The 19,323-nt window shown below is 36.3% G+C and carries 13 protein-coding genes; 9 read left to right on the top strand and 4 right to left on the bottom strand.

What is annotated here, in order from left to right:
- Nucleotides 1-57 precede the first annotated feature (57 nt).
- On the top strand, nt 58-3,189 hold the full coding sequence (locus AC07XN_RS09735; RefSeq protein WP_494742897.1) for a PAS domain S-box protein: 3,132 nt from the start codon (nt 58-60) through the stop codon (nt 3,187-3,189).
- A 298-nt stretch (nt 3,190-3,487) separates the two neighbouring features.
- On the top strand, nt 3,488-6,673 hold the full coding sequence (locus AC07XN_RS09730) for a PAS domain S-box protein (protein WP_494742896.1): 3,186 nt from the start codon (nt 3,488-3,490) through the stop codon (nt 6,671-6,673).
- Between the two features lie 28 nt (nt 6,674-6,701).
- Here AC07XN_RS09730 and AC07XN_RS09725 read toward each other — a convergent pair whose 3' ends face one another.
- Both AC07XN_RS09725 and AC07XN_RS09720 read right to left on the bottom strand, forming a co-directional pair.
- Nucleotides 6,702-7,865 (bottom strand): acyl-CoA dehydrogenase, encoded by a 1,164-nt coding sequence (locus AC07XN_RS09725; RefSeq protein ID WP_309923754.1) that lies wholly within the window; start codon nt 7,863-7,865, stop codon nt 6,702-6,704.
- A gap of 150 nt (nt 7,866-8,015) precedes the next feature.
- Nucleotides 8,016-9,137, bottom strand: coding sequence for a trans-sulfuration enzyme family protein (locus tag AC07XN_RS09720; RefSeq protein WP_494742895.1), 1,122 nt, complete (start codon nt 9,135-9,137; stop codon nt 8,016-8,018).
- 221 nt (nt 9,138-9,358) lie between these two features.
- On the opposite strand from AC07XN_RS09720, the gene AC07XN_RS09715 reads away from it, so the two are divergent.
- From AC07XN_RS09715 to mazG, 4 genes are all read left to right on the top strand, one after another.
- Nucleotides 9,359-10,807 carry a Gfo/Idh/MocA family protein gene (locus AC07XN_RS09715; protein ID WP_494742894.1) on the top strand — a complete coding sequence of 483 codons (1,449 nt, stop codon included), beginning with the start codon at nt 9,359-9,361 and terminating at the stop codon, nt 10,805-10,807.
- Nucleotides 10,808-10,972: 165 nt separating this feature from the next.
- Nucleotides 10,973-11,209: a type II toxin-antitoxin system Phd/YefM family antitoxin gene (locus AC07XN_RS09710; RefSeq protein WP_494742893.1), complete on the top strand. Its 237-nt coding sequence runs from the start codon at nt 10,973-10,975 to the stop codon at nt 11,207-11,209.
- Complete coding sequence (locus AC07XN_RS09705) at nt 11,206-11,604, top strand: type II toxin-antitoxin system VapC family toxin (RefSeq protein WP_494742892.1); 399 nt, start codon at nt 11,206-11,208, stop codon at nt 11,602-11,604. Before AC07XN_RS09710 ends, AC07XN_RS09705 begins: the two co-directional genes overlap by 4 nt.
- Before the next feature lie 95 nt (nt 11,605-11,699).
- On the top strand, nt 11,700-12,506 hold the full coding sequence (gene mazG, locus AC07XN_RS09700) for a nucleoside triphosphate pyrophosphohydrolase (protein WP_492801102.1): 807 nt from the start codon (nt 11,700-11,702) through the stop codon (nt 12,504-12,506).
- A 168-nt stretch (nt 12,507-12,674) separates the two neighbouring features.
- Here mazG and AC07XN_RS09695 read toward each other — a convergent pair whose 3' ends face one another.
- Entirely contained in the window at nt 12,675-14,063 is a 1,389-nt protein-coding gene (locus AC07XN_RS09695; RefSeq protein ID WP_494742891.1) for an alpha-L-fucosidase, read from the bottom strand.
- Nucleotides 14,064-14,125: 62 nt separating this feature from the next.
- Entirely contained in the window at nt 14,126-14,989 is an 864-nt protein-coding gene (locus AC07XN_RS09690) for a glycoside hydrolase family 16 protein (protein WP_494742890.1), read from the bottom strand.
- Between the two features lie 175 nt (nt 14,990-15,164).
- On the opposite strand from AC07XN_RS09690, the gene uvrB reads away from it, so the two are divergent.
- The 3 genes from uvrB (at nt 15,165) to AC07XN_RS09675 (ending at nt 19,322) form a co-directional block, all read left to right on the top strand.
- A complete protein-coding gene (gene uvrB / locus AC07XN_RS09685; protein WP_494742889.1) occupies nt 15,165-17,195 on the top strand; it encodes an excinuclease ABC subunit UvrB in 2,031 nt (676 codons plus the stop codon).
- Nucleotides 17,196-17,410: 215 nt separating this feature from the next.
- Nucleotides 17,411-18,841, top strand: a complete 1,431-nt coding sequence (locus AC07XN_RS09680; RefSeq protein WP_494742888.1) for an amidohydrolase — start codon at nt 17,411-17,413, stop codon at nt 18,839-18,841.
- Nucleotides 18,842-18,980: 139 nt separating this feature from the next.
- Nucleotides 18,981-19,322, top strand: coding sequence for a Spx/MgsR family RNA polymerase-binding regulatory protein (locus AC07XN_RS09675; protein WP_494742887.1), 342 nt, complete (start codon nt 18,981-18,983; stop codon nt 19,320-19,322).
- The last annotated feature ends 1 nt before the right edge of the window (nt 19,323 follow it).

Raw genomic sequence — 19,323 nt, 5'->3', positions numbered from 1 at the left:
CTGTTGAAAGTTTAATTTTCCACTAAAAATTTATTTGCCTGATTCTTAATAAGTAAAATGAAAAAAATGTTAATAGACGAAGTACAAAGCAAAAACTTTAAAGCGTTTAGTCATCTTACAAACTTGGCTTCTTTACTTTGCGATGTACCTTTGGCTTATATAACAGTTTTTGATGAAAATTTAGCATATCCTACTAACACGCCCCATTTGGATAGTAACGAGCAATCGTTCGCGTCAAACTTACTCTTACTTTGTAAAGAAGTAATCAAATCAAAATCAAGCATTATTATTGAAAATACCCTAAAGCATCAATCTCACTTTAGTGGTGTATTACCATTTGCCGAAACTGCTATTCTTTTTTATGCAGGTTTTCCGATTAATAATGCACAGGGCAAAGTGTTGGGAGTACTTTCTTTATTAGGATATGAAGCAAAAACACTAAGCAAAAAACAAGAACAAGCCCTAGAAAGCTTGTTAGCCGAAATTGCTGATAAACTCACGAATAATACAGTTCTTGATAGTTACCATTCGTTTGTTAAAAGTTCGACTGATTTAATTGCAACTTTAAATACAGAACTGAAATTCATTAATGCTAATACTTCTTTCCATCAGGTATTAGGTTGGGAGCACAACGAAATTATAGGAAAATCGATAGATGAATTAATTCATGCAAATGATAAATTAACAAGTATCAATCGCCTAAAAAATATTTTATTGACTAATAGCTCTGGTCAGTTTGTTAATCAAATTAAAACGAAAGAAGGCAGCTATAAAACAATTGAATGGTTTGTACTTTCTAGTGCCAATAGCAGTTTAAATATCTTTGGCAAAGACCATAGTAAATTACAGCAAAGTGAAATAAACGTTTCTAGGCTTGCTGAAATACTGGATATCACTAATAATGTAGCGCGTGTTGGCAGATGGGAAATAGATATAGAGAAAAAGACTTTCTTTTGGTCAGCAATTACGCGGGAACTACACGAAGTTGACCCTGACTATGAACCTACTTTTAAAGAATCCCTGTATTTCTTTAGAAATGGCAAAAGTAGAAAGGCTATCATCAGAGCCATTATCAAAGCTGTTAAATATGGCGATGATTTTGACTTAGAAGTACAAATCATTACACAGAAAGGTTTAAAAAAATGGGTAAGGGTAACGGCAAAGACAATTATTGAACAGCATAAATGCGTTCGGTTGTATGGTACTTTTCAGGATATTCACGAGAAAAAGGTAAAGGATAAGCAAATATCTTTGAGCGAAGAAAGGTTCAGACAAACCTTTGATAATGCCGCAACAGGTATGTTTATTGCCGAACTTGCCACGAGTACATTTATCGAAGTAAACGAGGCTTTTTCATCCATTACTCAATATGACAAAACAGAACTTTTGTCATTAAATATCAGAGACTTAATACATCCTGATGATTTAAAGATGAGTGATGATTTCTTTTTAAAACTCTTGTCGGGGGTATCCTCAGTTATCTCTTTTCAGAATCGTTACATTACTAAAAATAATACTAACGTTTGGGTTGAGCTAGTAGCAACCATCGTCAGAGACCATAAAGGAAAACCTCTTAACGTAATCGGGCAAGTACAAGATGTTACTGCTAAAAGAACGTGGGAACGCAAACTGTTATTAAGTGAAGAAGAACATCGCGGTTTCTTTGAAAACTCACAAGGTCTGATGTGTACACATGACCTTGAAGGAAACTTTTTAACTGTTAACCCTGCGGGTGCAGCCCTATTAGGCTATACTACAGATGAATTTTTGACTAAAAGTCTATTTGATATTACCCCTGAAAGAACTAGAGATAAAATACAAAGGTATCTTGAATCAATTGCGGTGAATCATTCATACAAAGGGTTAGTGAAGGTTGTACATAAAAATGGTTCATTTAGAACTTGGCTTTCAAATAATGTATTAGCTGAATTGTTAGATGGCAGAAAATATGTTATCGGAAACTCTGTCGATATGACAGAACGGATTAAAATGGAGCGTGAGTTGATAAGTGCCAAAGTATCAGCAGAAAGAAATGCCCATGCGAAGGATGTTTTTCTAGCCAATATGAGCCATGAAATACGTACGCCGATGAATGCCATAACAGGTTTTGCTAATCTATTAAAAGAAACCAAATTAGATTCGGAACAAAAAGAGTTTGTATCAAATATTAATACTGCGGCAGAAAATCTTTTAGGAATAATTAATGATATTCTGGATCTTTCTAAAATTGAATCAGGTCATTTAGTGATAGAATCTGTTCCTTTTAATCTTCATGAACTGGTTAAGAACGTAAAAGCAGTGCTTACTTATAAAGCACTTGGCAAAGGGTTGGAACTAGACTGTTTTGTGCCTGATAATATCCCAGTAACAGTAATTGGAGACCCAACAAGGCTGAATCAGATTTTTTTAAACCTTACCAATAATGCCATTAAGTTTACTGAAAAAGGTTCGGTAAAAATCGTACTAGAATTACAATCAGAAACAGCCGAAGAATATTCTATTTTATTCAAAATCATGGATACGGGTATAGGAATACCCCAAGATAAACAAACCGTCATATTCGACCGTTTCGCTCAGGCGAACTCGGATACTACCAGAAAATATGGGGGTACGGGCTTAGGGTTAAGTATTTCTAAACTATTAATAGAAAAACAGAAAGGTAATATCTTTGTAGAAAGTCAGCCAAATGAGGGGTCAACTTTTTATTTTAACCTAACTTTTAGAAAGGTAAATGATACGGTAATGTTAAAACAAGAAACCCATCTTTTACCGATAGACCCTACTCACAAAGTGAAAATATTATTAGCGGAAGACAATGTATTAAACCAAAAGCTTGCATTAAAAGTATTAGAGCGATTTGGCTTTTTCCCTGAGCTTGCTGAGAATGGAAAAATAGCAGTAATGAAGGTACAAAAGCATGAATATGATGTAATTTTGATGGATTTGCAAATGCCTGAAATGGACGGCTATCAAGCCACAAGCTATATTAGGAATACGCTTAAAAATAATACGCCCATTATTGCCCTGACGGCACATTCATTAATAGGCGAAAAAGAAAAGTGTATGGCTGTTGGTATGAATGATTATATTACCAAACCTTTTTCACCAAAAGATTTGTTTAACAAAATAGTAGGCTTTATTAATGGCAAAGTACATGAAAATATAAATAACGTAAAAGTATTAGGATAAAATTTTATGTCATGTTTAAATGGCATGAATAATGCTTGTATTGACATAGGTTTTTTATCAAAATTTGACCATTGCTAAAAATGAAGAGTAGTTAATAAATGATATGAACCCTTGTTCATAATTTTTTTTGAGTAAACAGCAAATTAATTTTTGTATTCTAGCATAAATTTCTTTGCAAAATACGAAGTCATACTTTGGAATAGTTATTATTTTTGACTGATTGTTAGCATTATTTGATAGTATCTACTAACAATATCCATTGTCGACTCCTTATTATTTTATTAAATATACTTCGATCATGGAGAAAAATGAATTACCCATACCAGCAAATGAAGATTTGCGGTTAAAGGCATTAGATGAGTATAATATACTTGATACTTTGCCCGAAGAAGAGTTTGATAGGCTTACAAAATTAGCATCTGTAATATGCGGAGTACCTATTTCTTTGATTTCGTTAATTGATAAAGATAGACAATGGTTTAAATCTAATATAGGTTTAGACGCTAATCAAACGGCTAGAGATATTTCATTTTGTCAGTACACTATTGTAGGAGATACAATTTTTGAGGTAGAAGATGCTCTTTTAGATGATCGATTTAAAAATAATATACTCGTTAATGATTTTCCAAATGTTCGATTCTACGCTGGTTATCCCTTGATTGACCCTGATGGATATGCCCTTGGTTCACTCTGTGTTATTGATAATAAAGTAAAAAAACTCAATGAAGATCAGCAGTTAGCATTAACGATTCTAGCGAAGGAAGTAGCGGCACAGCTTGTGGCGAGAAAAGAAAGAATGGTACTCAAAAACTACGAGAAGCTATTCTTAGAGTCGAGAGACATGATTTGTATTGCAAAAATTGAAGGATATTTAAAAAAAATAAATCCAGCATTTTGCAAAACGCTGGGATGGGATGGCGTAGATTTAATTGATAAATCATTTTTTAATTTCATACATCCAGACGATATTGAGGCAACAAAACAGGAAATTGATAAACTAGAGAACGAGACTACTAGCTCATTAAATTTTACACATCGTTTTAAAACGAAATCTGGCGGTTATAAATTCTTGGAATGGGTAGCTACACCTGATAAAGAAACAGGAACAATTTATGCCATTGCCAGAGATATTACCGACTATAAGCGTTTAGAAGTTGAAGTTGAAAAACTTTCTGAAATTCAGAATATTATTCTGGATGGTACAGAGTATTCTATCATATCTGTTGACCCTAATAATAGTACTATTAAAACATTCAATCGTGGTGCTGAATTGATGTTGGGGTATAAAGCAGAGGAGGTGATTGGTAAAGTGACTCCTGAAATCATTCATGATAAAGACGAAGTAGAAAAACGAGCCAAAGAATTATCAGAAGAACTACATACCACGATAGAACCGGGGCATGAAGTATTTCATGCGAAGGCGAGATTAGGAGTAGCAGACACTAATGAGTGGACTTATATTAGAAAAGATAAATCTAAGTTGACAGTAGAACTTTCTGTTACTTCTTTAAGAGACAACCACAATGTCATTACTGGTTTCATGGGAATTGGTAAAGATATTACCGAGAAAAAGGTTTGGGAAAACCAACTTTTAATGAGTGAAAACAGACATAGAGGGTTCTTTGAGAATACGCAAGGGCTCATGGGTACTCATGATATTTATGGTAACATTCTGACGATAAATCCTGCGGGAGCAGATTTGATTGGCTATACGAAAGAAGAAATTTTAGGAAAAAGTTTGTTTGATATTATTCCAGAATCTTCTATCAAGGGAGTAAAAATGTACCTTCAAGAGATTACAGCTACTGGTAGAAGCAAAGGACTGATGAAGGTAATCCATAAAAACGGGTCGCATAGAACATGGCTATATAATAATGTACTGTCTGAGCTTATTGAAGGACAACAATACATAATTGGAAATGCTGTAGATATAACAGATAGAATTCTGATGGAAAAAGAATTAATAAAAGCAAAAGAAACGGCTGAACAAAATGCCCTTGCGAAAGATACCTTTTTGGCTAATATGAGCCATGAGATTCGTACGCCCATGAATGCTATTATTGGCTTTTCTAATTTATTGAAGGATACTGAATTAGAAGAGGAACAACGTGATTATGTATCAAATATCAATATTGCTTCAGAAAACTTATTGGGAATCATCAATGATATTCTTGATATTTCAAAAATCGAATCAGGCCATATTGTTATTGAAAAAATATCTTTTAACATCAAAGATTTATTGAAAAATGCTAAAGCTGTTTTAAATCATAAGGCCAAAGAAAAAGGACTGGAATTAAGCAGTATCATTGATGAAAATATTCCTACGTTTGTTATTGGTGACCCTACACGTTTAAACCAGATTTTACTGAACCTTACGAACAATGCTATTAAATTTACTGAAAAAGGTAGAGTAAAGATTTTAGTGGAGTTAAGCAAAGAGTCTTCCACAGAATGTGTAATTTTGTTTAGTGTAATGGATACAGGAATAGGCATTTCAAACGAAAAGCTAGATTCTATTTTTGACAGATTTACTCAGGCAGATAGCGATACTACTAGAAAATATGGTGGAACAGGCTTGGGTTTAAGTATTTCCAAATCATTAGTGGCACTTCAAGATGGCCAACTATGGGTGGAAAGTAGCCCAGGCAAAGGCTCAACGTTTTGTTTTAGCTTACCATTCGGTATAGATGTTAAGGACAAAGTCAACGATAATGATGCTAAAAACTCAGTACTTAAAAGTGACCGACAAATAAAAGTACTTTTGGTAGAAGACAATCCTTTGAATCAAAAATTAGCCTTAAAAGTACTCTCTAAGTTTGGTTTTGATGTTGATTTAGCAGAAAATGGAAAAATTGCTACTGAAAAGGTACAAATAAACGAATATGAAGTAATTTTGATGGATTTACAAATGCCCGAAATGGATGGGTATCAAGCTACTGAATATATTAGAAAACAATTACAAATAAACACGCCAATTATCGCAATGACTGCACATTCATTGGTTGGAGAAAAGGAAAAATGTATTTCGATTGGTATGAATGACTATATCCCAAAGCCTTTTGTCCCTCAGGAATTATTTGAGAAAATCATAAATTATGCAGAACTAAACGATCAAAACAAAGTTAGTACTATGGAAGAAAATCTAGATGGAATCGTGGATTTATCCTATTTACAGGAATTATCTGATGGTAACAAAGAATTTGAGCAAGAGATTATTGAGTTATATTTGAGCCAAATGCCTATTGAGTTTGATATCCTTAGAAAAGCTATCAGCGAAGTAAATTACCCCGGCATTAAAGCGACAGCTCATAAATTAAAATCTTCTTTCTCATCAATGGGCGTCAATGAAGGTGGCATTTTAAAGTCACTTGAAAGCAAAGCTTTAGCCAAGGAAGATATCGAAATCATAAAATCTGAATTTGCTCAATTAGAAATTATTTTAGCAAAAGCTGTTAAAATACTTCAGGGAATATTAGCAGAATAAAAAAAAGGAGGGTTTAGCCCTCCTTTTTTTATTTTAAAATTTCTCTGGCTATCACCATCTTCTGGATTTCAGAAGTGCCTTCATAAATCTGTGTTATTTTTGCATCCCGCATCATTCTTTCTACGTGATATTCTTTCACAAAGCCATATCCTCCGTGTATTTGTACGGCCTCGATAGTAGTATCCATTGCCACCTGCGAACAAAATAGTTTCGCCATTGCCGCCGACTCTACGTAACTTCGATGCTGGTCTTTATCAAAAGCGGCCTTGAAACAAAGTAAACGAGCGGCCTCAATACTAGTCGCCATATCAGCAAGTTTAAACTGGATAGCTTGGTGTTCAGCAATGGCTTTACCAAATGATTTCCGCTCTTTTGCATATTTTATGGATAATTCATAAGCCCCAGAAGCAATGCCTAAAGCCTGAGCAGCAATGCCAATTCTACCACCATTTAAGGTTGACATGGCGAATTTAAAACCAAAACCGTCGGCACCAATTCTATTTTCTTTCGGTACTTTCACGTCAGTAAACATCAAAGAATGCGTATCTGACCCGCGAATACCTAATTTTTTCTCTTTCTTACCTATCTGGAACCCTTCCATGCCTCGCTCGACAATCAAACAATTGATCCCTTTGTGCCCTAATTCTGGATGCGTTTGTGCCATTACGAGATATACGCTAGCTCTACCACCATTGGTAATCCAGTTTTTAGTACCATTCAGTAGGTAATAATCCCCCATATCCTCTGCAATAGTATGTTGAGAAGTAGCATCTGAACCCGCTTCTGGCTCTGATAGAGCGAATGCCCCGATGATTTCCCCTTTTGCTAGAGGGACAAGGTATTTTTGCTTTTGTGCTTCAGTGCCGAAAGCCTCTAACCCATAACAAACCAAAGAATTATTCACAGAAACCATTACCGAAGCAGAAGCATCTACTTTAGATAATTCTTCCATGGCTAATACATAAGAAATAGTATCCATACCACCTCCACCATATTCAGGCGAAACCATCATTCCCAGAAAGCCAAGCTCTCCCATTTTCTTCACTAATTCTTCAGGAAAATATTCTTTTTCATCACGTTCAATTACTCCGGGGAGTAACTCTGTTTGAGCAAAATCACGAGCAGCTTGTTGTACAGCTAGGTGTTCTTCAGATAACTGAAGATTAAAGCCTTGAAAGATTGAATCACTCATGTTAAATAAAGTTTTAAATTTTTGAGATTAATATTCAAATATATAAAATAGTATGCTTGCATAACAATTTACCCGACTTTATTTTTTTCTTGTTCATTGATGTTCTTAAAAGACCACAAAAAAAGGAGCTAAGATGCTCCCTTTCTATTATTATGCTAATGCCTGTTTCCAATCTTCTATTAAATCATCAATACTTTCTAATCCAACGGATACCCTCAGGAGGTTCTCTGGTGTAGGGCTATCAATTCCTTCTACAGATTTACGATGTTCTATTAAACTTTCTACACCTCCTAAGCTAGTTGCGGTAGTGAATAGTTTAAGCTTTCCCGTTACAGCCATAGCATTTTGTGCATCCCCTTTTATTTGTACTGACAACATTGCACCAAAACCATTCAACATTTGCTTTTTAGCAATTTCGTGTTGAGGATGGCTTGCTAATCCTGGATAATGAACAACTTCTACCTGTGGATGTGTACTTAGAAATTCAGCTAGTTTTTTTGCATTATCTGTCTGAGCTTTTACTCTTAATACTAACGTTTTGATACCTCTGGCTACCAACCAAGATTCAAAAGGAGAGGGTACACCACCTGTTAATCTTTGAATATTTCGTAGTTTATTTGATAATTCCCCTTCTTCTTTAATGATTAAGGCACCGCTTAATACATCGCTATGTCCACCGAAATACTTGGTAGTAGAATGCATCACGATATCTGCACCTAAATTGATAGGTTGCTGTAAAACTGGTGTTGCCCACGTATTATCTACTGCTACCAATGCACCAATTTCTTTCGCTATTTTACTGATGGCTTCGATGTCAGTAATTTTTAATTGTGGATTAGAGGGCGTTTCTATCCAAAATAGTTTTGTATTAGGTCGAATCGCCGCTTTTACGGCTGATAAATCGGTCATATCAACGGTAGTCAATGATAAGCCCCATTGTCCAAATACCTCTGTAATCAATACATTCGTAGCATAATAAGCATCGTCTGGCGTGATGATGTGGTCACCTGATTTTAGGCTTTGAAACAATGCCGTAGTGGCAGCCATACCCGAAGCAAAAGCCAAGCCTACGGCTCCGTTTTCAAGCAATGCCATACTTTTTTCTAATAGTTGACGATTGGGATTATCCGCTCGTGAATAAACGTATCCATGTGCATAAGAGCCGTCAGTTTCACGCTCAAAAGTAGTTGATAAATAAATAGGCGAAATAACAGCTCCTGCATTGGCATCATGCATTTGGGTAGACTGTATTGCTAATGTTTCGATTTTCATGTGTATAATGAAGTATTTGTAATCCTTTCTTCAAAATAACAAAATCTGTTCATCATATCACAGTACAAAGGCTAATTTAAGGTATGTTATCTTTCATTATTGATAAATAATATCCTATATTGTTTATCAATAATTCAGCAAAAACTAAAATCAAACTGATTCATTTTTCCCCCTTTGAATCAGTCAATATTAATAATACTCCTTGGGGAGGAGTCTAAACTATGGAAAATAATTCTAGACGGGATTTTCTCAAGAAAAGCTCATTGGCTGCTGCAGGTTTCTATATCGTACCTCGCCATGTATTAGGAGGAAAAGGGTTCATTGCTCCTTCAGATAAACTCAATATTGCGGCTATCGGTTGCGGAGGCAAGGGTTGGTCGGATATCCTAGGGGCTTACGATAGTGGTAGGAACAATATTGCGGCTCTTTGTGATATCGACGACAGGCAAATGAAGCAATCGGTCGAGAAATTTCCTGCTGCCAAAAAGTACAAGGATTTCCGCATCATGCTCGAGAAAGAAAAAGATAATATTGATGCTGTAACGGTTTCTACACCAGACCATACGCACTATGTGTCTGCAATGGCAGCAATGAGTTTGGGCAAACACGTTTATGTACAAAAGCCATTGGCACATAATATTTACGAAGTTCGTAAAATGACTGAAGCTGCTGTACAGCAAAGAGTAGTAACGCAGATGGGAAACCAAGGGTCTTCGGGAGATGGTGTGCGAAGAATGATGGAATGGTATAAAGCAGGGTTAATAGGTGAAGTATCACGCGTACACGTTTGGACAAACCGTCCTGTGTGGCCACAAGGAATTGCGAAACCAACTGCTAAAGTAGAAGTACCTAAAGAGGTAGATTGGGATTTATGGCTAGGACCAGCACCTTGGGAAGACTATCAGCCAGGGTATCATCCATTCAACTGGCGTGGTTGGGTAAATTACGGGACTGGTTCTTTGGGCGATATGGCTTGCCACATGATGGACCCACCTTATAGAGTATTAGGCTTGGGGTATCCTTCAGAAGTAGAATGTAGTATTGCGAATACTGCTTGGACAGAACCTTTCAAAGAAGGTTATTTTCCTGAGAGTTATCCTGCGGCTTCGATGATTCACTTGAAATTTCCAAGAAAAGGCAAATCTGATGTAAAAATGACTTGGTATGATGGCGGATTAATGCCTGAGCGTCCTGATGAAATTCCAGCTGATGTGAAGCTTGGCGACTGGAGTGGCGGTGTATTATTAATGGGAACTAAGGGCGTAATGATGTGTGGTGTTTATGGTTCAAACCCTACGTTGTGGGGTAATGATAGCTTAAAAGCAAAAGGCGAAAAGCTACCAATAACGATAGAAAGAGTAGTGGGAGCAGACGGTGCCGGCCATTATCAACAATGGTTACAGGCTTGTAGAGATGGTTATGGCAAGCATAGACCTTTGAGTTCTTCTTTTGATTACTCAGGGCCAATGTCAGAAGCTGTACTAATGGGTAATTTGGCGATTAGAAGCTACTTCTTCCGTTCCCCTAAAAAAGACAAGCAATGGCTACAAGAATTTGATTATAACGGCAGAAAGAAACTTCTTTGGGATGGTAAAGAAATGAGAATCACCAATTTTGACGAAGCTAATCAGTTTGTGAAAAGAGAATATCGTGAGGGATGGAAGTTGTAGAAATAATAAGGGAGAACAAAATAATTTTGTTCTCCCTTATTATTTAAATATTAGTAAAAATATACCTTACCTTCATCTGATGATTATATCATCAAGCTAATCGGATAGATTATTTTTGATATCGTGATGATAAAAATGTATATTTAATGGATAAAATATCAAGATATGAAAACTTTAACCGTGAGTGATATAAAGAATAATTTCTCTGAGGTGTTAAAAAAAGTTCAAGATGGAGAAGAAATAGCGATTGCTTTTGGTAAAAACAAAAAAGTAATAGCTTATATAGTCCCTGAATTACATTCAGAACAACCCAAAAGACAATTAGGTTTGCTCGAAGGAAAAGCTACTTTTGAGTGGATTGGTGACGGCAAAATTACAGAAGAAGAATTTTTAAATCTATGAAATACCTATTAGATACACATACTTTTATCTGGGCAATTAGTAATAGAAATAAACTACCCTCTCAAGTAATTGACATCCTTTCAGATACAAATAATGAAATTCTAATAAGTGCATTATCGTTTTGGGAAATATCATTAAAGTTCTCACTCGGAAAACTTAAAATTGACAATATTATTCCTGAAGAACTCCCACACTGGGCAGAAAAGCATGGTTTTACTATTCTTTCACTAGAAGCTAAAAATACCAGCACGTATCATCACCTTAAAGCAACATATCATAAAGACCCTTTTGATAAAATGTTAATTTGGCTAGCAATACAAATGAGCATACCTCTTATTAGTGCTGATGCTAATGTACATTTATATCAATCAGAAGGACTTGAAGTTATTTGGTAAGCTGCACTTTCATCTAATTATTAATCTACATTCACATCATTTAACCTCATAACTATCCTCACAATCCCTTACTTTTGTATTCAAAAATATAGCACATGAATTTTGACACTTTATCAGCAACACGACAAAATCAATTAATAGCTTTCGACCGTATCCTTACTATCATGGACGAACTCAGAGAGCAATGTCCTTGGGATAAAAAACAGACGATTGAATCTCTCAGACATCTAACGATTGAGGAAACTTATGAACTTTCAGATGCCATTATTGAAGGCGATATGAAGGAAATTAAGAAGGAAATCGGAGATGTGATGTTGCATTTGGTGTTTTATTCAAAAATTGCTTCAGAAACTAATACTTTTGATATTGCCGACGTATTGAATGGTTTATGTGAAAAATTAATCCATCGTCACCCGCATATTTATGGGGATGTAAAGGTTGAAAACGAAGAACAGGTTAAGCAAAATTGGGAGGCTTTAAAACTGAAAGAAGGGAATAAATCGGTGCTAGAAGGTGTTCCAAAATCATTGCCATCTTTGGTAAAAGCCATGAGGATTCAGGAAAAAGCAAGAGGTGCTGGTTTTGATTGGGAAGAAAAACATCAAGTGTGGGAAAAGGTAGAGGAGGAAATGGATGAATTCAAGAACGAATTTAATGTTATTGACAATCAAGCAATTAACATCGACAAAGCTGAAGCTGAATTTGGAGATTTACTTTTTTCTTTGGTAAATTACGCAAGGTTTATTAACATTAATGTAGAAACTGCTTTGGAGCGAACTAACAAAAAGTTTATCAAGCGTTTTCAACACTTAGAATTAAGAGCAAAAGAACAAGGCAAAGCCTTACAAGATATGACCTTAGCTGAAATGGATGTGTATTGGGAAGAAGCCAAACGCCTATAATCAGCGAAGGACGAAGAGTCAAAATTTAATTTTGAGAGTGAAACAAACAAACCCGTCAGTCTTTGACCGACGGGTTTTTGATTATTAACGTATATAGACCTTTGTAAAACAATATGCTATCGCTATAAGTGTTTTTTCATTTTTGGTCATCAACGTATATATGTACTTTTATAATACTCCTTCAATTTTATACACCCACGCATAGTCTGAAGGGTTTGTTGCTGGCGAAAGTGCTGGAGGAGTAATGGTTAATTTATCTCCTTTAATACTTGTTTTTATAGTCCCTTTAAAACCTAACATTTGCACTTTGCCTGTTTTAATGCCTGCTACAACGATGGGGCTATCTTGCCACTTAGTAGTGATTACATACAAATCTTTTCCTTTGGCAGTAAAATACACTTTTGTGTCTTTATCTACCTTCGGGCTATTCGTCCATTTTCTAGTACCATAAATAGCATCTCCGTTTACTTTCAGCCATTTACCAATGTCACGCAAACGTTGTTGCATAATTACAGGAATTGTACCGTCGGCAGCAGGGCCAATGTTTAATAACAAATTACCTCCGCGTGCTACTTTATCTACCAAAATATGAATTAACTGCTCTGACGTAGAATAATCATCTAACATTTCATTTCTACTAAAACCAAAAGATGAGCCTATTCCTCTGCATTCCTCCCAAGGATGATTTATTTCCATACCTGTAGCGTTTTGGTCATGTACTAAATCATACTCTGTTGTGTAAATCCCTCCGTGTTTGGCCCTTGTTTCTTTGCCCCAACGGTCGTTTACTACAATATCATTTTTGGCTGGCGATTCATTATATAGCCATGATAAGAACTCTGTACTTTTCCACGTTTCAGACGGATGGTCCCACTCGCCATCTGTCCACAATACATCTGGTTTATAGCGAGTCACCAAATCTTTCATTTGTGGTATCATGTGGTCGTCAACATATTTATTCACATTCGCTTTATAAAGCGGATTGAACCATTCGTACAATGAGTAATAATAACCCATGCGTAAACCTTTATTACGCACAGATTTCATCAAATCTCCTGCTAAATCTCTATGAGGATTCAAGTCAACTGAATTCCAATTCCATGATTCTTTACTTGGCCAAAGGGTATATCCTTCATGATGCTTCGACGTCAACACTACATATTTGGCTCCTGCATCTTCAAATACTTTTGCCCATTCGTTAGGGTCAAAAAGTTCGCATTTAAAATCTTTGGTAAAATCTTGGTACTGAAAATCTTTGCCGTAGGTATTGTTATGAAACTTTGTGAAGGCTGCATAACTTTTACGATTGGGGTCAGATATTCCTTTCCAATACCATTCTGAATAACGGTCATAAATGCCTACGCCATCTTTAGCAGTAGGTCCCCAAGCGGGTACAGAGAAAAGCCCCCAGTGAATAAAAATACCGAATTTAGCATCTTCAAACCAAGCAGGAACTGGTCTGGAATCGATGGATTCCCAATTGGCTTCATACTTTTTTTGGGCAAGTATGTTATTGGAAATCAGCGCAAATAAGCAAACGATTAATATTTTTCTCATAATCAAGGTTGAGTAAGTTTTAGTTTTTACAATTGCTAAAGCAAGATGTTATTAAAAATACTCTATTTCTTTAATGCATAAATACGCACATAATCTACTTCCATGCGTTGTGGGAAAACGCTTTCATCAACCCCTTTTACTCCTCCCCAATTTCCACCAACGGCTAGGTTGAGTAGTAGATGGAATTTTTTATCGAATGGATATTCTGCAAAACCCTTCCCAGTATTCTCAAAAGTAAAATATAGCTTAGCGTCTATGTACATTTCTATTTTATTGGGTGTCCAATCTAGCCTATACTCATGAAAAGCCTTATCGAAATCATCCACCATCATATTGGTTGTTACTTGTGTACCAATTACATGGTTAAAAGATTTTGTATGTATTGAGGCGTGTACTCTACCAGGGTCATACCCAACGTGTTCCATAATATCTATTTCACCATTATCAGGCCAATACTTATTACTATAACTTTGCTCGGTTGCCAACATCCAAATAGCAGGCCAAGTACCCCTTCCTGCCGGTAGCTTGGCTTTGATTTCAAAACGACCGTATAAAAAATCGCCCTTGCCTTTCGTTACTAATCGAGCAGAGGTATAACTATTGCCATTAAAGTTTTCTTTGATAGCTTCAATGACTAGCTTTCCATTTTCTACCCTAGCATTTTTAAGGTTTTCTTTGGTATAATATTCTAGTTCATTGTTACCCCAACCGCTTCCACCTACGTCATAATTCCACTTTTTGCTGTCGGGCAATCCATCTTTATCAAATTCATCTGCCCAAATTGGCGTACTTTCGAACTCGTAAACAATTGGGGCTGTTGGTGCGGGGGTAACAGGGGTGGGTACTTGTGCTACCGTGCTTTCTTTGGAACAAGCAGACACTATTATCAAAATACTGATAACAGAGCATAACGTTAATTTATTCATGAATTGAGTGTTTTTGATTTTATGAAGTTAATTTACTGATAAACTATCACATTACTATATGTGTTTGTTTTGTATGGCTATCTTTTGTAGGTGCTTTTTTGTAATTTTATAAATACTTTTTAAAGGGCATTACTCTTAAAAACTTCATCTAAAATCGTATTATCCTAAATAATATATGGACTTCAAACTTGTTTCAGAATATAAACCTACTGGTGACCAACCCCAAGCTATTGCGAAATTGGTAGAAGGGGTTCAAAATGGCGAACAATCTCAAACATTGCTCGGTGTGACGGGCTCAGGTAAGACATTTACTGTGGCTAATATGATTACACAGTTGAATCGTCCTACCTTGATTTTGAGTCATAACAAAACGTTAGCCGCACAGCTTTATGGAGAATTCAAACAGTTTTTCCCAGAAAATGCGGTTGAATATTTCGTTTCTTACTACGACTATTATCAGCCAGAAGCCTTTATTGCTTCTACCAATACTTATATTGAAAAAGACCTTGCCATCAATGAGGAAATTGATAAACTTCGTTTGGCAACTACTTCTGCTTTAATGTCAGGTCGTAGAGATGTTATTGTTATCGCTTCGGTTTCTTGTATTTATGGTATGGGGAATCCAGAAGAGTATCGCAAAAGTATTCTTCGTTTTGGTGTGGGTGAAATCATCTCTCGTAATCAGTTTCTGTATCGCTTGGTAGAAATCCTGTACGCCCGCACTGAGGTAGAATTTACACGGGGTACTTTCAGGGTAAAAGGCGATACCGTTGATATTTGTTTGCCTTATGCTGATTTTGGCTATCGAATTATTTTCTTTGGTGATGAAATAGAGGCTATTCAACGCATCAATCCACAAACGGGCAAGAAGATTTCGGACGAAAAAATGATTGCTATTTTCCCTGCCAATCTTTTTGTAACTGGGAGGGATGTCTTGATGAATGCCATCAATTATATCCAAGATGACTTGGTATCACAAATCAAGTTTTTTGAAAGTGAAAGTCGAATGCAAGAAGCTGAACGCATTAAACAAAGAACAGAATTTGATTTAGAAATGATGCGAGAATTAGGGTATTGCTCTGGGATCGAAAATTATTCTCGTTATTTCGACCAACGCAAACCTGGGCAAAGACCTTTCTGTCTCTTAGATTTCTTTGCAGATGATTTCTTATTGGTCGTTGATGAAAGCCATGCTACCATGCCACAAATCAGGGCTATGTGGGGTGGTGACCGTTCTAGAAAAGAGGCTTTGGTAGATTATGGTTTCCGTTTGCCTTCGGCGATGGATAACCGTCCGCTTACGTTCCAAGAATTTGAGAATATCACGGGACAAACTGTGTTTGTATCAGCAACGCCTGCCGACTATGAATTAAGGCGTTCGGAAGGGGTAGTTGTAGAACAAATTATTCGTCCGACAGGATTATTGGATCCAGAAATTGAAGTACGCCCAAGCTTAAACCAAATTGATGATTTACTAGAGGAAATTTATATCAGGATAGAGCGTGAACAAAGGGTTTTAGTAACGACATTGACCAAAAGAATGGCAGAGGAGTTATCTAAATATTTGGATAAAGTAGGGGTAAAATGTCGCTACATTCACTCGGAAATCAAGACGTTAGAACGTGTAGAGATTCTTAGAGAATTGAGAATGGGTGTGTTTGATGTGTTAGTAGGGGTAAACCTATTGCGTGAGGGGTTAGACTTACCCGAGGTATCTTTAGTAGCCATTATGGATGCTGATAAAGAGGGTTTCTTACGCGATATTCGCTCATTAATACAAACGATAGGTCGTGCGGCTAGAAATGACCAAGGAAAAGTGTTGATGTATGCCGACCGTATTACGGGGTCTATGGAAAAAGCGATTGATGAAACCAATCGTAGAAGAACCATTCAGATGGAATACAATGCTGTAAATGGCATTACACCAAAAACCATCTTGAAGTCGAAAGAAAAAATCATGGAGCAAACTTCTATTGCTGATGTAATGGGTAAATCTACTAAGAAAACCAATTATTATGAAGAATCTAAAGAAGTAGCCATGGCCGCCGACCCTGTAATGGCGTACATGAGTAAGGATGAATTACAAAAGCAGTTGAAGAAAGTAACAGCAGATATGGAAAAAGCCGCCAAGGAACTAGATTTCGTTATCGCAGCCAAATTGCGTGATGAAATGCTGGGATTGAAGAAGATGATTGCTGAGAAGTAGTAAGCTTTAAGTTAAAATGATTAATTTGAGAAGAATAAAAGTTAAATGCAATAGGTTGAAGAAGGGTATTTTCTTGGAAATTTAATCTAACACGATAATAAATGTCCCCTTACTATTAGGATGCGACTTAAGTCGCACCCTAATAGTAAATATTGTTTTTGATACCAAAAGGCATAATTTTTAAATATATTCACCCCCTCAACCAAAACTAAATCATGAAAAAATCCTTACCTCTTTTAATTATTTGTTTGTTGCTTTTTCGTTTAAGCTCTGCTCAGCAAGAAATCACTGATGAACTCAATCAGAAGTATAAACAATACACGGCAATTTCTGATAAAATTTGGCAATTAGCCGAACCGGGTTATTTAGAAGATAAAACTTCAGAATTATTAATCACTGAATTAACCAATGCAGGCTTTCAAGTAAAAAGAGGTGTTGGAGAAATGAAAACAGCTTTTGTAGCTACTTATGGTTCGGGGTATCCGACGATAGGTATTTTGGCAGAAATGGATGCTTTGCCAGGTTTGTCTCAAGAGGCTGTTCCTTTTAGAAAAGCAAAATATGTAAATGCTTATGGACATGGTTGTGGACATAATCTTTTTGGGGTTGGTTCCGTTGCAGCGGCAATTGCGACAAAAAACTGGATGGAAAAAGCCAAAATCAAAGGGACTATTCGTTTGATAGGTACACCTGCCGAAGAAGGTGCTGGCGGAGGAAAAACTTATTTGGTAAAAGAAGGTGTATTTAAAGATATTGATGCTGTATTGCATTGGCACCCTGGTGATAATAATAATGCAAGTCCAAATTCGTCTTTGGCTTACAGGGTAGCCAATTTTAGTTTTTCTGGTTTAGCGGCACACGCTTCGGCTAGTCCCGAAAAAGGACGTTCGGCTCTAGATGCTGTAGAAGCCATGAACTATATGGTAAACATGATGCGTGAACATATTTCACCAGAAACAAGGATTCATTATGTCATCAAAAATGGTGGACTTACGTCAAATATTGTCCCAGATTATGCTATGGTAGAATATACAGTTAGAAATCCATCAGCTCAAGGACTAGAAGAAGTATGGAAGAGGGTGATGAAAACTGCTGAAGCAGCCGCTTTGGGTACAGAAACCAAGATGACTTTTGAGGTATTAGCAGGCTTATACAATTTATTGCCTAATGATGTGTTAGCGAAAGAGATGCAAAAAAGCTTAGAAAAGGTAGGTGGTGTAAAATACACTCCTGAAGAAACAGACTTTGCTGAAAAGATACGTTTAACCGTTAATTCACAAAGCCTTGCACCACTAAAGGAGGCTCAAGAAGTTAGACCTTACACCTCCGGTTTATCTTTCCCTGCTTCAACAGATGTGGGCGATGTTAGTTGGGTAACGCCTACTGCGGGTTTATCAACTGCTACATGGGTAACGGGTGTACCTGCACATAGTTGGCAGGCTGTGGCTTGTAATGGCATGAGTATTGGTCACAAAGGAATGATTAATGCCGCAGAAACGATTGCCCTTACTGCCCAAAATCTATTTAAAGACACCAAGCTCATAGAAGAGTCAAAAGAAGAGTTATATAAAAGACGTGGCAGTAAAATATTTGAATATAAATCATTGGCAGGGGATAGAAAACCACCTTTGGATTATAGGAAATAAGGTTACTAAATTAACTTTGATATTTCTTCAAGAAACAATTAATGTTTTTTGGGGTTCTATTAAAGTTATTTGTGTGTTATGTGATATTATCGTTAAGAAAATCACTCACTCACAATTCACTAAATCACCATTAAAATCCATGTACAAAATTTACGGTATCGCCAACTGTGATACAATGAAAAAAGCCATGACTTGGCTAAAAGAAAATGATATTCCTTTCGAGTTTCATAATTATAAAAAAGACGGGCTTACTAAAGAGAAAGTGGAGGAATGGCTTACACAAAAACCTTGGGATGTATTAATTAATCGCGCAGGCACTACTTGGAAAAAATTAAGTGACGAAGAAAAGGCAACTGATGCCCAAACAGCTACCGAATTGATGTTAAAGCATACTTCTATCATTAAACGACCTATTATTGAAGCAGATAATATCGTTGCGATAGGCTTTAAACCAGAAATTTACCAAGAAATCTTCCAATAAA

The organism is Arcicella sp. GW458-12-2-14-TSB2, from assembly GCF_059423785.1.
The sequence above is the reverse complement of the archived record's forward strand: the minus strand, read 5'-3'. Positions and strand labels throughout refer to the sequence as shown.

What these genes read in the sequence shown, in the direction of transcription:
- AC07XN_RS09735 (WP_494742897.1), top strand. Translation starts at nt 58, where the DNA reads ATGAAAAAAATGTTAATAGACGAAGTACAAAGCAAAAACTTTAAAGCG.
- AC07XN_RS09730 (WP_494742896.1), top strand. Translation starts at nt 3,488, where the DNA reads ATGGAGAAAAATGAATTACCCATACCAGCAAATGAAGATTTGCGGTTA.
- AC07XN_RS09725 (WP_309923754.1), bottom strand. Translation starts at nt 7,865, where the DNA reads ATGAGTGATTCAATCTTTCAAGGCTTTAATCTTCAGTTATCTGAAGAA.
- AC07XN_RS09720 (WP_494742895.1), bottom strand. Translation starts at nt 9,137, where the DNA reads ATGAAAATCGAAACATTAGCAATACAGTCTACCCAAATGCATGATGCC.
- AC07XN_RS09715 (WP_494742894.1), top strand. Translation starts at nt 9,359, where the DNA reads ATGGAAAATAATTCTAGACGGGATTTTCTCAAGAAAAGCTCATTGGCT.
- AC07XN_RS09710 (WP_494742893.1), top strand. Translation starts at nt 10,973, where the DNA reads ATGAAAACTTTAACCGTGAGTGATATAAAGAATAATTTCTCTGAGGTG.
- AC07XN_RS09705 (WP_494742892.1), top strand. Translation starts at nt 11,206, where the DNA reads ATGAAATACCTATTAGATACACATACTTTTATCTGGGCAATTAGTAAT.
- mazG (WP_492801102.1), top strand. Translation starts at nt 11,700, where the DNA reads ATGAATTTTGACACTTTATCAGCAACACGACAAAATCAATTAATAGCT.
- AC07XN_RS09695 (WP_494742891.1), bottom strand. Translation starts at nt 14,063, where the DNA reads ATGAGAAAAATATTAATCGTTTGCTTATTTGCGCTGATTTCCAATAAC.
- AC07XN_RS09690 (WP_494742890.1), bottom strand. Translation starts at nt 14,989, where the DNA reads ATGAATAAATTAACGTTATGCTCTGTTATCAGTATTTTGATAATAGTG.
- uvrB (WP_494742889.1), top strand. Translation starts at nt 15,165, where the DNA reads ATGGACTTCAAACTTGTTTCAGAATATAAACCTACTGGTGACCAACCC.
- AC07XN_RS09680 (WP_494742888.1), top strand. Translation starts at nt 17,411, where the DNA reads ATGAAAAAATCCTTACCTCTTTTAATTATTTGTTTGTTGCTTTTTCGT.
- AC07XN_RS09675 (WP_494742887.1), top strand. Translation starts at nt 18,981, where the DNA reads ATGTACAAAATTTACGGTATCGCCAACTGTGATACAATGAAAAAAGCC.